The organism is Salidesulfovibrio brasiliensis JCM 12178 (assembly GCF_001311825.1).
Classification (GTDB): Bacteria; Desulfobacterota; Desulfovibrionia; order Desulfovibrionales; family Desulfovibrionaceae; genus Pseudodesulfovibrio; species Pseudodesulfovibrio brasiliensis.
The window spans coordinates 46592-58819 of sequence record NZ_BBCB01000003.1; the positions used below are offsets into that span (position 1 = coordinate 46592).

At 61.8% G+C, this 12228-nt stretch carries 11 protein-coding genes and 3 pseudogenes; 1 reads left to right on the forward strand and 13 read right to left on the reverse strand.

The window, feature by feature from the left end:
- Positions 1-110: 110 nt before the first annotated feature.
- The 11 genes and pseudogenes from rd to JCM12178_RS02335 form a co-directional block, all read right to left on the reverse strand.
- Positions 111-272: a rubredoxin gene (rd, locus tag JCM12178_RS19195; protein ID WP_245628572.1), complete on the reverse strand. Its 162-nt coding sequence runs from the start codon at positions 270-272 to the stop codon at positions 111-113.
- A 72-nt stretch (positions 273-344) separates the two neighbouring features.
- Positions 345-560, reverse strand: a pseudogene (locus tag JCM12178_RS20620) (rubredoxin); the annotation flags it as partial.
- 64 nt (positions 561-624) lie between these two features.
- On the reverse strand, positions 625-1011 hold the full coding sequence (locus JCM12178_RS02295) for a desulfoferrodoxin (protein ID WP_054648403.1): 387 nt from the start codon (positions 1009-1011) through the stop codon (positions 625-627).
- A gap of 27 nt (positions 1012-1038) precedes the next feature.
- Positions 1039-1617 carry a rubrerythrin gene (gene rbr / locus JCM12178_RS02300; RefSeq protein WP_054648405.1) on the reverse strand — a complete coding sequence of 193 codons (579 nt, stop codon included), beginning with the start codon at positions 1615-1617 and terminating at the stop codon, positions 1039-1041.
- A 113-nt stretch (positions 1618-1730) separates the two neighbouring features.
- Positions 1731-2129, reverse strand: a complete 399-nt coding sequence (locus tag JCM12178_RS02305) for a Fur family transcriptional regulator (protein WP_054648406.1) — start codon at positions 2127-2129, stop codon at positions 1731-1733.
- Positions 2130-2250: 121 nt separating this feature from the next.
- Positions 2251-4266, reverse strand: coding sequence for a methyl-accepting chemotaxis protein (locus JCM12178_RS02310; protein ID WP_054648408.1), 2016 nt, complete (start codon positions 4264-4266; stop codon positions 2251-2253).
- 11 nt (positions 4267-4277) lie between these two features.
- Positions 4278-4763: a cytochrome c family protein gene (locus JCM12178_RS02315; RefSeq protein WP_245628569.1), complete on the reverse strand. Its 486-nt coding sequence runs from the start codon at positions 4761-4763 to the stop codon at positions 4278-4280.
- Positions 4764-4908: 145 nt separating this feature from the next.
- Positions 4909-7904, reverse strand: a pseudogene (locus tag JCM12178_RS02320) (phosphoribosylformylglycinamidine synthase subunit PurS).
- A 69-nt stretch (positions 7905-7973) separates the two neighbouring features.
- Positions 7974-8942, reverse strand: a complete 969-nt coding sequence (locus JCM12178_RS02325; RefSeq protein ID WP_054648410.1) for a polyprenyl synthetase family protein — start codon at positions 8940-8942, stop codon at positions 7974-7976.
- A 20-nt stretch (positions 8943-8962) separates the two neighbouring features.
- Entirely contained in the window at positions 8963-9643 is a 681-nt protein-coding gene (gene mqnB, locus JCM12178_RS02330; protein WP_054648412.1) for a futalosine hydrolase, read from the reverse strand.
- Positions 9644-9649: 6 nt separating this feature from the next.
- Positions 9650-10962, reverse strand: a pseudogene (locus tag JCM12178_RS02335) (nucleotide sugar dehydrogenase).
- 80 nt (positions 10963-11042) lie between these two features.
- Here JCM12178_RS02335 and JCM12178_RS02340 point away from each other — a divergent pair.
- On the forward strand, positions 11043-11246 hold the full coding sequence (locus JCM12178_RS02340) for a DUF2065 domain-containing protein (protein ID WP_054648414.1): 204 nt from the start codon (positions 11043-11045) through the stop codon (positions 11244-11246).
- On the opposite strand, the gene JCM12178_RS02345 is transcribed toward JCM12178_RS02340, so the two are convergent.
- Both JCM12178_RS02345 and JCM12178_RS18565 read right to left on the reverse strand, forming a co-directional pair.
- A complete protein-coding gene (locus JCM12178_RS02345) occupies positions 11215-11979 on the reverse strand; it encodes a ubiquinone/menaquinone biosynthesis methyltransferase (protein ID WP_054648416.1) in 765 nt (254 codons plus the stop codon). The two genes, JCM12178_RS02340 and JCM12178_RS02345, sit on opposite strands and share 32 nt — an antisense overlap.
- 3 nt (positions 11980-11982) lie before the next feature.
- Complete coding sequence (locus JCM12178_RS18565) at positions 11983-12150, reverse strand: hypothetical protein (protein ID WP_172677056.1); 168 nt, start codon at positions 12148-12150, stop codon at positions 11983-11985.
- Positions 12151-12228 lie beyond the last annotated feature (78 nt).

Here is a 12228-nt window from a genome sequence, read left to right on the forward strand (position 1 = left end):
TCGGGCCGCAGGTGCGGCGGTTAACAAAAAAAGAACGCGGTCCACCATGGCAAGGCGGACCGCGTTTCCCTACCTAAAAAAACTGCACGATCGCAGCGGGGCCGAAGCGTTTACGCTTCAGGCGAGAAGTTATCCTTGGGAGCGCCGCAGATGGGGCAGACCCAATCATCAGGGATGTCTTCAAAGCTGGTTCCCGGTGCCACGTCGTTATCGGGGTCCCCGACTTCGGGGTCGTACACATAGCCGCAAATGTTGCAAACGTATTTCTGCATGTCAGCGTTCTCCTTGTCAGAGCCTTTTTTCTCAGGTGAGGCACTCCCTGTCAATCCTTCGGAAGCGCCGGTGGTGGGCAGTTCGCAGTCGGCAGCAGTGGAGCCTTCTCCTGCGAGCGGGCGGAAGCACTTCTTGGTGCCGCCGCAGATGGGACAGCGCCAGTCGTCCGGAAGGTCCTCAAACTTGGTGCCTTTGGGGATCTTCCCCTTTCGGTCGCCTTTGTCCGGGTTGTAAATGTAGCCGCAGTTGACTGTTTGGCATTGCCACATGTCTTCAGGACGAGCCATGGCATCCTCCCATCAGGAAAAATCATGAAAAGGCGGAGCGGCCTCGCCGCCCCGCCCTGTTTCATTACTTGTCAGCCCAGAGGCCGTGGATGTTGCAGTAGGCGCGGGCGCTCAGTTCACCGGTTTCGCCGCAGAGGCAGAACTCGGCCTTGGGAGCGTCGCCGGGCTTGAGCATTTTGGTGTAGACCTTGTCGCCGACCATCAGTTCAATCCACTCGATGTAGTGCTTATCCTCCATCGGGTGATCGACGCTGCCGACCTTGACAACGGCCTTGTCGCCGTCGCGCTCGATGACCGGGACGTGCTTTTCCTGCGCGGCGTCCTGGGTGTTTTCCTTCATGAGGACCATGTCCTCACCGCAGCAGACAAGGTCGCCGCCGCCAGCGTGAACCACGATGACGATATTTCCACACGCTTCACATTTGTAGACTTCACCGAGATTGGTAGCCATAGAGTTGTACCTCCGGTTTTGGCGGGATTACCAGTTGTAATCGCGCATTTCAAAGTGGGCCTTGGGGTGCGCACATGCGGGGCAGAGTTCCGGGGCCTTGTTGCCCTTGTGGTTGTACCCGCAGTTGCGGCAGCGCCAGGTGATTTCTTCGTCCTTTTCAAAGACCTTTCCGTCCTCGATGTTCTTGATGAGGCCGAGGTAGCGTTCTTCGTGGTAGGTCTCTGCCTTTGCGATGTTGCGGAACACGCAGGCGATGTCCGAGAAGCCTTCCTCGTCGGCGATCGTTGCGAATTCGGGATACATGGTCACGAATTCGTAGTGTTCGCCTGCGGCGGCTTCCTTGAGGTTGTCCAGCGTGGAGCCGAGCACGCCCGCGGGGTAGGATGCGGTGATTTCCACTTCCCCGCCTTCCATGAACTTGAACAGGCGCTTGGCGTGTTCCTTTTCATGGTTCGCGGTTTCCTCGAAGATGGCGGAAATCTGCACGTATCCTTCCTTCTTCGCGATGGATGCGAAGTAGGTGTACTTGTTGCGGGCCTGGGATTCGCCGGCAAAGGCTTTCAGCAGGTTCTGTTCGGTTTTGGTGCCTTTGATGGATTTGGTCATTGTAAATAACTCCTTAACAACTTGGAATTAGGGCGACCGACAAGAGCCGGTCACAATTGATGTAGCATAATCACCGGAAATGTGAAGCCCTCTTCGGGCAAATGTCTGCTTTATTACTGCGCAGTGCCCTTGCACTCCGGACAGACGCCCACGAACTCGATGTTGCAGTTGTGGATGTCAAAGCCGCAGTCACAGCCTTCAGGCAGCTCGGGAACCGAGACCTCTTCCATCACGTCGACGATCTTAGAGCAGACCTCGCAACGGATGTGCGGGTGAGGAACCGGGTTCCCGTCGAACCGCTTCTGCTGCCCCGGGCCGCCCAGCTTGAGCACAAGCCCCTTGGTGCAGAGGAATTCGAGGTTTCGGTACACGGTACCCAGACTGATTCTCGGTAGGGTCTGGCGAACCATGTCGTATACTTCGTCCGCAGTGGGGTGGGAGGTAACCTTCTTGAGTTCCTCCAGAATCACCCGCCGTTGCTTGGACAGTCGAAAGTTCATATCAGCGTTCATGCCATGCCTCCATGTCTTAGCGATAATTATTACTAGCTAGGATTCGTTGAAGCGTCAAGGGGTATCCGAAAAAAAAGGGGCGCCCTTGCGGGACGCCCCTGGGGTTTGGTTTCGTGTACGACTATCCCTTGAACTTATCAACCAGTCGCGTGAGTGTTTGCGCCATTTCATCCACATCCCGGATGCCTTCGTTGGATTCCCGGATGCCGGTGAGAATCTCCTGCGAGAGTTCGTTGATGTGGTTCACGCTGGAGTTGATCTGGTCGCTGGTGGCGGACTGTTCTTCGGCCGCCGCCGCAATGCCCTGGACCATGTTGGCGATGACCCCGGCCTGCTGCACGATCTGTTCGAGCTTGTCGCCCGAGCTTTGTGCCATTTCGGACGCCTTGACCACGCGGCCCTTGGTGCTGTCCATTTCGCCGACCACCTCGTTGGTGCTCTGCTGGATCAGGGAAATGGCGTCTTCCACTTCCTTGGTGGCCTGCATGGTTTTTTCCGCCAGCTTGCGCACCTCGTCCGCCACAACGGCAAAGCCCCGTCCGGCTTCGCCCGCGCGGGCGGCCTCGATGGCCGCGTTCAGCGCCAGCAGGTTGGTCTGGTCCGCGATGTCGTTGATGACGCTCATGACGTGGCCGATGTTCTCGGCTCGCTCGGAGAGCTCTGCCAGCGACGTGGCCAGCCGTTCGGTGGTCCCGGCCACGAGGTCGATCTCGCTGACCGTGGTGGCGACCACCTGACCGCCTTCTGCCGCGACCTGATTGGCCTTGTCCGAGGCTTCCGATGTCTCGGAAGCGTTCTTGGCCACTTCAAGCACAGTGGCGTTCATCTGCTCCATGGCGGTGGCTACCTGACCGGTCTGGTCGGCCGTGGTGTCCACGCCGCGAGAGAGGTTTTCCATTTGCTGTGAGAGCTCGGTGCTTGCCGCGGAAAGGCGCATGGCTACTTCCGTGACCTCGGTTGCCACTTCCATGAGGTTCTGGCGCTGCAGCTCGATGTTCTTCTTGTCCTCTTCCTCTCGGGTGAGGTCAATGAGCACGCCGATGGCACCGACGACTTCTCCCTTGGCATCAACCAGCGGGGAGCACTCGAAGTGCACCGGTATCTTGGTGCCGTCGTCGCGGACATAGACGAAGTTGCCCGAGAGGGCCACGCCCGAGCCGATGACATGGGCGGCGTCGCAGGTTTCGTCCCCCTCGGCGCAGTCGAACGTCTCGGCAACGGTCTTGCCGATGACGCCGTCTTCGCTGCTGCCGAGGATTTCGAGCATGGGATTGTTGACGAACTGGAAGCGTTCCTGCGCGTCGGTAACGAACAGGGGCACGATGATGCCCTGGAGAATGCTCTTGTTGTACTGGAGTTGGTCCTTGATCTGCTGGACCATTGTCGAAAGGTAATGACTCAGGTTGCCGAGCTCGTCTTCGCCCTTGACGGAGAATTCCGCGTCAAGGTTGCCGTTGCTGACTTCCTCGGTGGCGTCCGCGATGAGTTTGATGCGGTTGACCACGTTGGTGCGCATGAACACGATGAGCGCGGCCAGGAGGGCCAGCACGCCGAGGAGCGAGATGCCCGCTGACTGAATCTGGGTGTTCTTCAGGCTGCTGAACTGCGGGGTGACATCCTGCACCAGCACCATGGTGCCGAGAATCTTGCGGGACCGCCCGTGACAGTGGTGGCAGCTCTCCTCGTTCTTGATCGTGGTGACACCGGCGTAGAAGAGACCGTCGTCGGTCTCCACAAGATCGCCTCCCTGAACCTCGTCTTCAAGGCTCTCGATGACCATGTCGGTGGCCCGCTTGATCTTGAAGACGTCAAAGATGTCCTTGCGGACCGTGTCGGGGTTGGTGGCGTAGGTGATCTCGCCCTTGTAGTCGAGCATGTAGGCGGTGATGTCCTGATACCGCTGGGCCACCTCGTTGAACTTCGCGATGGTGCCTTCGTTGTCACCCACTGACATGGGCTCTTCGATGGCCATGTAGAGCATGTCGGAGGTCCGGTCGGCCGCGCCGTGGATCTCCTCGAGCATGGTTTCGTAGTTGGCGTATGAGTTCCACAGGAACAGGCCTGTGAAGGCCACGACAGTAAGCAGCGACGTGAGCAGCAGGACCTTGACGCCGAGCGATTTGCGAATGAAGTGCATCGGTAAGCCTCCTAGTGCGCCCCGCCGAAGAGCAGCGGTTTGTAGTCGAAGGCAGCGACGCGCTCGGCATTATGACATGTCTCGCAGTCGGAAACCTCAAGGTCGCCCTTGATAAGGTAGGGATCACCCCCGGACTCGACGTGGTCGTAGCCGGGACCGTGACAGGCTTCGCATCCGGCATCGGCGAGCTCCGGGGTCTCCTCGAAGCTTACAAAGCCACCGGGTTTGCCGTACCCCGTCACGTGGCAGGCGTAGCATTCCTCAAGCTCCTGCCTGGTCAGATCCCCCGCCATGATCTTGATGGATTCGCCGGCGTGGGCCTTTTTGGAATACTGCTTAAAGTTTTCGTACTCAGTTTCGTGGCAGTCCTGACATTCCGCGCTACCGACATAGCGGCCGGAGCTTGAGGCCCCGGGCGTTACGCCTGCCGCAGTGAAGACCACCAAGGCGATGCCCAATATCAGAGCACCGGCCTTTGGCCGCATAGAAATGAACATTTTACCCCCTCGGTAACTAACCGGATGCCGCAGGGACGCCGCCCTCCTCCCAGTAGACGAACATCCCGTTATAAAAACACCATGCCCTTTTAGTATTTTTCCACGAAAGGGTAAACCCCTTCTAATATGTTCTGTTGCATAAATGTTACCAATCGAGCGTGGCCTTGAACGCTGTAACAAGCGTTTGAACAGACGCTTGGACAAGTGTATCTTCGGCGTATTTCACCAGAAGTTTAGGCTCTTTGCTGACGTTGCCGAGGCAGGCGAGGAACTGGCCTCGGAATTCGCGCTCGAATTCATCGCGCTGTTCCTGCGGCACGCTTACAAGGATGCGGCTGGCCGATTCGGAGTACAGCAGGCCGGTGGGATTGAGCGCGCCGCAGACCGGGGCCGCGCTGATGTCCACGTCCGCGCCGAGGCGTCCGCCGATGCACATTTCCGCCAGCGCAACGCCGAGGCCGCCGTCCGAGAGGTCGTGGGCCGCATTGACCAGCCCCTTCTGGGCGGCTCGGAACAGGCTGCGGTAGCGTTCGCGCGCGGATACGGCGTCCACGATGGGCACCTCGCCGTGCACGAAGCCGAGCTGGTCCGATATTTCCGAGCCCGCGAATTCAGGCCGGGTCTGGCCCAGCACGTAAATGGCGTCGCCCGGATTCTTGAAGTCCGAGGTCAGGCATTTGTTCACGTCAGGCAGCACGCCGATGACCGAGTAGAGCACGGTCGGCGGAATGGATATCTTTTTGCCGCCGCCCTTGTAGTCGTTCTTCATGGAGTCCTTGCCGGACACGCAGGGAACGTTGAAGGCGAGGCAGTAGTCGGCAAGCGCCTTGTTGGCGCGCACAAGCTGGGCGAGCTTGTAGTGTCCGTCGGGGGTGGATTCGGACTGTACCGGATCGCACCAGCAGAAGTTGTCGCACCCGGCCATGTAGTCCGGGTCCGCGCCCACGGCCACCGCGTTGCGGACCGCCTCGTCCACCGCGTTGGCCATCATCCAGTAGGTGTCGGCGTCCGAGAACTTGGGGCAGATGCCGTGCGAGATGACAAGCCCCTGATCGCTCTTCAGGTCCGGGCGAAGCACTCCGGCGTCCGAAGGGCCGTCTGCCTCCTTGCCGACCATGGGCTTGACCGCGCTCTTGCCCTGCACCTCGTGGTCGTACTGGCGTACCACATATTCCTTGGAGCAGATGTTCAGGCGGCCGAGCATGTCGTGCAGCAGGGTGTTGTGGTCGGCCACTTCGGGAACCGGCTGGTTCTCGATGCGGGGCGCTTCCCAGCGGGCTTCGAGTTTCATCTGCGGCACGCCGCCGTGCAGGAATTCCATGTCGAGGTCAGCCACCACGGTGTCGCCGTAGCGCACAAAGTAGCGGCCCTTGTCGTTAAATTCGCCGAGCACTGTGGATTCCACGTCCATGGCCTCGGAGAGGTCCATGAATTCGGCCAGCTTGTCCTGCGGCACGGCCACGGTCATGCGCTCCTGTGCCTCGGAAATGAGAATCTCCCACGCTTGAGCCCGTCGTACTTGAGTGGGGCCTTGGCGAGGTCCATGTCGAACCCGCCGCAGTCTTCGGCCATTTCGCCAACGGACGAGGACAGGCCGCCCGCGCCGTTGTCGGTGATGGCATTGTACAGGCCCTTGTCCCGGGCGCGCATGAGAAAATCGTACATCTTGCGCTGGGTGATGGGGTCGCCGATCTGCACGGCCGTGGCGGGCGAGCCTTCGTGCAGCTCTTCGGAAGAGAAGGTCGCGCCGTGAATACCGTCCTTGCCGATGCGGCCGCCGCACATGACGATGGCGTCGCCGGGCAGGGCGGCCTTGTCTTCGCTCGGGCGTCCGGCCACTTCCACGGGCATGGTGCCCACGGTGCCGCAGTAGACCAGCGGCTTGCCGAGATAGCGCTCGTCAAAGACGATGGAGCCGTTCACCGTGGGGATGCCGGACTTGTTGCCGCCGTGCTCCACGCCCTCGCGCACGCCTTCGAACACCCGGCGCGGGTGCAGCAGACGGGGCGGCAGTTCGCCTTCATGGAAGGGCGAGGCAAAGCAGAACACGTCCGTGTTGCAGAGCAGGTTGGCGCCCATGCCGGTGCCCATGGGGTCGCGGTTGACGCCCACGATGCCGGTCAGGGCTCCGCCGTACGGGTCCAGCGCAGAGGGGCTGTTGTGGGTCTCCACCTTTACGCAGACGTTCAGGGATTCGGAAAACTTGATGACGCCCGCGTTGTCCTTGAAGACGCTCAGGCAGTAGTCGCCGTAGGGGCCGGACTCGGCGTTGCGCTTGCGGATGGCTTTGGTGCTGCCCTGAATGTAGGTCTTGTACAGGCTGTCCACCACCTCGGTTTTGCCGGTCTCGGCGTTCTCGAAGGTGATGAGCGAGCTGAATATCTTGTGTTTGCAGTGCTCGGACCACGTCTGGGCCAGCACCTCGATCTCCGCGTCCGTGGGATCGGCGGGCAGGCCGTCATTTTTGCGCGATTCCATGATTTCCGGCTGCTGGTAGTAGTCGCGGATGGTTCGCAGCTCTTCGAGCGAAAGGGCCAGCGTGTTGGCGCGGGAGAAGTCCATCATCTCCTGGTCGCTCATGGAGGAGAGGCCGATGACCGCCACTTCGTCGCTTGCCTGCCCGGTGACGCGGGCCGCGCGGGCCTCGAAGCCCGGTTCGCGGCTCCACTCCTCGGCGGACTTGAATTCGTAGCGTTGAATGAGCTCGTTGGCGAGCAGGTCCTTGCAGACATGCTCCACGGTTTTGCGGTCAAGGTCGCCGGAAATGAGATACTGGTTGGCGACGTAGGCCTTCACGGATTCCATGCGGGCCTTGTCCAGCCCGAGCACGATGGCGAGGGTCTCCTGCGCGGTGCGGCCCTCGTTGTCGGTAACGCCGGGGCGGAAGCCCACCTCCACGGCCCAGTCGAATCCGGAGGCCAGCGGCTGGAGGGAGACTTCGTGCAGCACCGGGTCGTGCAGCGCGCCGCGCTCCACGGCGAGATCGATTTCGGACTGATCCAGCCCTTCCAGCGTGAACACCTTGATTACACGCACGCCATCAGTGGCGATACCCAGTTCGTTGGCGATCTTGCGGGCGACACGCGCACCCACCACGTCACGGACATGGGACTTCAGTCCCACCTCGACACGGCACAGCATCCGGTTTCTCCTTATGACTGTTATCAAAAAGCGAAAAGGCCGGTCCGCAATCCGGATCCGGCCAGTCAATTACTTGGTTCGGGTCAGCACGTAATCCGCAACCTGCCGCAGCACGGTCAGCTCGACGCCCTCGGGGAACCCGGCCAGCGAATCCTTGGCCTTTTCCACGAACGCCGCCGCCTCCTGCCGCGTCTTCTCCGCATAGCCGCCGGAGCGGATGCGCGAGAGCACGGTGTCGGTCATCTCCGGGGAGAGCGACTTCTCCTTGAGCCGGTCCAGCAGATCCTCGCCCGCGGCCTCGTCCGATTCCTCCATGAGCAGGATGAGCGGCAGCGTGACCTTGCCTTCGCGCAGGTCGCCGCCCTCGGGCTTGCCTGTCTCCGATGTCGGGGAGACATAGTCCAGCGCGTCGTCCACGAGCTGGAAGGCGATGCCGAGGTTCAGGCCGTACGCTCCGGCCGCGTCTTCCTGTTCGATGGTGGCTCCGGCCATGGCCGCGCCGCAGCGGCAGGCGGTCTCGATGAGCCGGGCGGTCTTGCCGATGATGATATCCATGTAGGTGTCGCGGTCCAGCGCGGGATCGCGGGAAAATTCGATTTCGCGAATCTCGCCCTCGGCGGTCTGCATGATGCCGATGGCCAGCAGGCGGCTCAGGCGGGCGTTGTCGTAGCGCGAGGCCATCTCGTTGGCCAGCGCCAGCAGGGCGTCGCCCGCGAGCACGGTCTCGGTGGTGCCGAACCTGAGGTGCGAGGCCTCGGTGCCGCGCCGGGTGTCGGCGTCGTCAAGATAGTCGTCGTGCAGCAGGGTGGCGGAGTGCAGGAGTTCAAGGGCGCAGGCCATGGGCAGGAAGTCGTCCTTCCCGTACCCCAGCGCGCGGGCGGTCAGAATGGTGAGCATGGGCCGGATGCGCTTGCCGCCGGAACCCATGATGTGCAGGCAGACGTCCCGCACGAGCCCGTTGAGCTTGCGCCCTTCCTCGTCGAGGAAGGCGTTCACTCCGGGCAGCTCTTTATCGAAATAGCCGAAAAGTTCTTTCATGTCCCCTCACCATTATCCGATCAGGCCGCGACAATCGCGGCGCACGCAACCTTGAGCGCAGTCAGTGCGCCGCCGAAATCCCACCCCTCGCGGGAGCCGACGCGGTTCGATACTGTGCGGATCTCCAGAAACGGAACGCCCGCCCTGAAACAGGCCAGCGCCAGGGCAAAACCTTCCATATTCTCAAGGTCCGCGTCAAATTCATTTTTCAGCCGCTCCGCCAGCTCCGGGGTGCCGGTGGAGGCCGAAACCGTCAGGCTGGATGCGGTCTCCAGCCACGGCAGCGTCAGGCCCATCTCGCGGGCGGCGGCCACCGGGTCCATGCAGACCCTGTTGGTCACCGAGACGCCGTTCCGTTCCGCCTGCGAAAACCGAATGCCTTCCGGGTCCACTCCATCCGCCGTGGCCAGCCCGAAATCCGGCCATGTTTCGCAGCGCACCGCACACACGGACTGGGTGGGCAGCCGCTTGGTGTCGAAGCTGCCCGCGATGCCAGCGTTGACCATGCCCTTGGCGCCTCGCTCCAGCAGCCGTCCTGCCGTTATCCCGGCATTGATCGGCCCGACTCCGGCAACAGCCAGCAGCCAGTCGCGGCCTTTGTGGGACCACGAGACGATCTCGCCTTCGCGGACATGGGGCGCGTCGAATTTGCCGAGCGCGGCCTGCATTTCCTTTTCCGCGGCGGTGACAAGGGCGAGCATGGCGGCCTACAGCCTCCAGATGTCGATGCCTTCGGCGGCCATCTCGGCACGGTCGAAGAAGCATTTGACATCGGCCACAAAGGCGTTTTCCGGATTGCGGAACATGGCCTTCAAGGCCGGGCCGTCCAGTTTGCGGTACTCGTTGTGCGACACGGCCAGCACCAGCGCGTCGAGTTCCTTGAGGGATTCCATGGGCGAAAGCTCCATGCCGTATTCCTCAAGCGCTTCCTCGGGATCGGCCATGGCGTCCGTGACCATCACTTCGCAGCCGTAGTCGCTCAGCTCCGCGACCACGTCCACCACCTTGGTGTTGCGCAGGTCGGGCACGTTCTCCTTGAAGGTGAAGCCCAGCACGCCCACGCGAGCGCCCTTGATGACCGCGCCGCTCTTGATGAGCCGCTTGACCACGGATTCGGCGATGAACTTGCCCACGCCGTCGTTGATTTTGCGGCCCGCGAGGATGACCTGCGGGTGAAAGCCCATCGCCTCGGCCTTGAAGGTCAGGTAGTAGGGGTCCACGCCGATGCAGTGGCCGCCCACGAGCCCGGGCGGAAAGGCAGGAAGTTCCATTTGGTGCCGGCCGCCTCAAGCACGTCGAGGGTGTCGATGTTCATGCGGTCGAAGATCATGGCCAACTCGTTCATCAGCGCGATGTTCAGGTCGCGCTGGGTGTTCTCGATGACCTTGGCGGCTTCGGCGGTGCGGATGTCCGCGGCGCGGTGGATGCCCGCTTCAACGACGGTGGAATACACCTTGTCGAGCAGCTCGGCGCTCTCTGCGTCCTGCCCGGCCACCACCTTGACGATGGTCTGGAGGCAGTGCTCCTTGTCGCCGGGGTTGATGCGTTCCGGCGAGTAGCCCACCTTGAAGCCCGTGCCGCAGGCGAGGCCGGACTCGCGTTCGAGGATGGGGACGCAGACATCCTCGGTCAGGCCGGGATAGACCGTTGATTCGTACACGACAACGGTGCCCTCGCGCATGTGCTTGCCCACCGTTGTGGAGGCCCCGACCACCGGCCGCAGGTCCGGGCTGCGGAATTCGTCGATGGGCGTGGGTACGGCCACGAGGATCAGCCGGGTTTCGCTCAGGCGGGAGACGTCCGCGGTGAAGTCGAGCTTGACGTCGCCCACTTCGGAAAAGTCCACCTCTCCGGTGCGGTCAATGCCTTTCTTCAGCTCGTCCACGCGGGTCTGGGAAATGTCCACGCCCAGCACGTCGAAGTGCTCCGCCAGCGCCACGGCGAGCGGAAGCCCGACGTAGCCGAGGCCGAGAATGGCAATGGAATCCTTCTTCTGTTTCAGGCTCTCGAAAGTGACCATGGTTCTATATTCTCCGTCATTCGTGTGTTGATCGTCGTTACGGGTGGACAGCCGTCGCCGCGCAAGGTTAGAACGGGCGCATGAACATCGACTGGTCAACCCTTCTTTGTGCCGTAGGAATCGCGTTCATTTTCGAGGGCATCCCGTATTTCGCCTTTGCCGAGCGGATGCCCAAGGTCCTGTTGACGCTGGCGTCACAGCGGCCCAGAAGTCTTCGCTACCTCGGCCTGAGCGCCATCATCCTCGGCCTGCTCACGGTTTCGCTGGCGCGCTCCCTGAGCTAGGCGGCTTTTCCGCCACGTGCAGGAAGACGATGCCGGACATCATGGGCACGTGATACACGCGCCCGAATCCGGCCTCGGCCATCTCCCGTGCGAGGCTGCGCTCATCCGGGAACGTACGGATGGTGTCCGCCAGATAGCGGTACGCGTCCTCGTCGCCGGAGACGATGCGGCCCACGCCGGGCAGCATCCTGTCCAGATAAAAATTGTACAGCCCCTTCCAGACCCGTCTGCTGCCGGTGCCGAACTCCAGCACGCACAGCCGTGCGCCCGGCTTCAGCACCCGGTAGAACTCCGACCACGCCTCTTCCCGCGGCACGATGTTGCGGATGCCGAAGGCGATGGTGGCCGCGTCCATTGATGCGTCGGGCAGGGGCAGGGCGCGTCCGTCCGCGTGGACCGGGAAAATGCGGTTCTCACGTCCGTTTTTGAGCTTCTTGCGCTTGCCCTGCTCCAGCATGGGCAGCGAGTAGTCCAGTGCGGCGACCCGGATGCCCGGGTACTGGCGCAGCAGCTCCATGGAGACATCCATTGTGCCTGCCGCGAGGTCAAGCACGAATCCGTCCGGCGCGGGCTTGGCCGCGCGGGCGAGGCGGTAGCGCCAGTAGATGTCCTGCCCGAGGCTCAGGAAGTGGTTGAGAAAATCGTACCACCCCGCGATCCTGCCGAACATGTCGGAGACTTTGCGGCCGTGCTCTTCCGGGTCCACTGCGGGATGGGCGGTGTTTTCGGTCATGCGCTACTCGTCGTCGCCTGTCTGGCGGCTTTCGGCAATGGTGTTGACCACGTCGTCGTAGATGGTCTTGAAGTGCTCGCCGAAGTTGGCGGGAGAAATGCGGCCCACTTCGATGAATTTGATGACGACTTCCTTGGCGACCTGCAGGGCCTGCTTGTCGATCCTATCCATATGCTATCTCCATGAATTGTAAAACCCGCCCGGTGGGAAACGGCCTTGACCCCGTGTCAAAGTCAGCCGGGCGGGGGA

What these genes read in the sequence shown, in the direction of transcription:
- rd (WP_245628572.1), bottom strand. Translation starts at nt 272, where the DNA reads ATGCAGAAATACGTTTGCAACATTTGCGGCTATGTGTACGACCCCGAA.
- JCM12178_RS02295 (WP_054648403.1), bottom strand. Translation starts at nt 1,011, where the DNA reads ATGGCTACCAATCTCGGTGAAGTCTACAAATGTGAAGCGTGTGGAAAT.
- rbr (WP_054648405.1), bottom strand. Translation starts at nt 1,617, where the DNA reads ATGACCAAATCCATCAAAGGCACCAAAACCGAACAGAACCTGCTGAAA.
- JCM12178_RS02305 (WP_054648406.1), bottom strand. Translation starts at nt 2,129, where the DNA reads ATGAACGCTGATATGAACTTTCGACTGTCCAAGCAACGGCGGGTGATT.
- JCM12178_RS02310 (WP_054648408.1), bottom strand. Translation starts at nt 4,266, where the DNA reads ATGCACTTCATTCGCAAATCGCTCGGCGTCAAGGTCCTGCTGCTCACG.
- JCM12178_RS02315 (WP_245628569.1), bottom strand. Translation starts at nt 4,763, where the DNA reads ATGTTCATTTCTATGCGGCCAAAGGCCGGTGCTCTGATATTGGGCATC.
- JCM12178_RS02325 (WP_054648410.1), bottom strand. Translation starts at nt 8,942, where the DNA reads ATGAAAGAACTTTTCGGCTATTTCGATAAAGAGCTGCCCGGAGTGAAC.
- mqnB (WP_054648412.1), bottom strand. Translation starts at nt 9,643, where the DNA reads ATGCTCGCCCTTGTCACCGCCGCGGAAAAGGAAATGCAGGCCGCGCTC.
- JCM12178_RS02340 (WP_054648414.1), top strand. Translation starts at nt 11,043, where the DNA reads ATGAACATCGACTGGTCAACCCTTCTTTGTGCCGTAGGAATCGCGTTC.
- JCM12178_RS02345 (WP_054648416.1), bottom strand. Translation starts at nt 11,979, where the DNA reads ATGACCGAAAACACCGCCCATCCCGCAGTGGACCCGGAAGAGCACGGC.
- JCM12178_RS18565 (WP_172677056.1), bottom strand. Translation starts at nt 12,150, where the DNA reads ATGGATAGGATCGACAAGCAGGCCCTGCAGGTCGCCAAGGAAGTCGTC.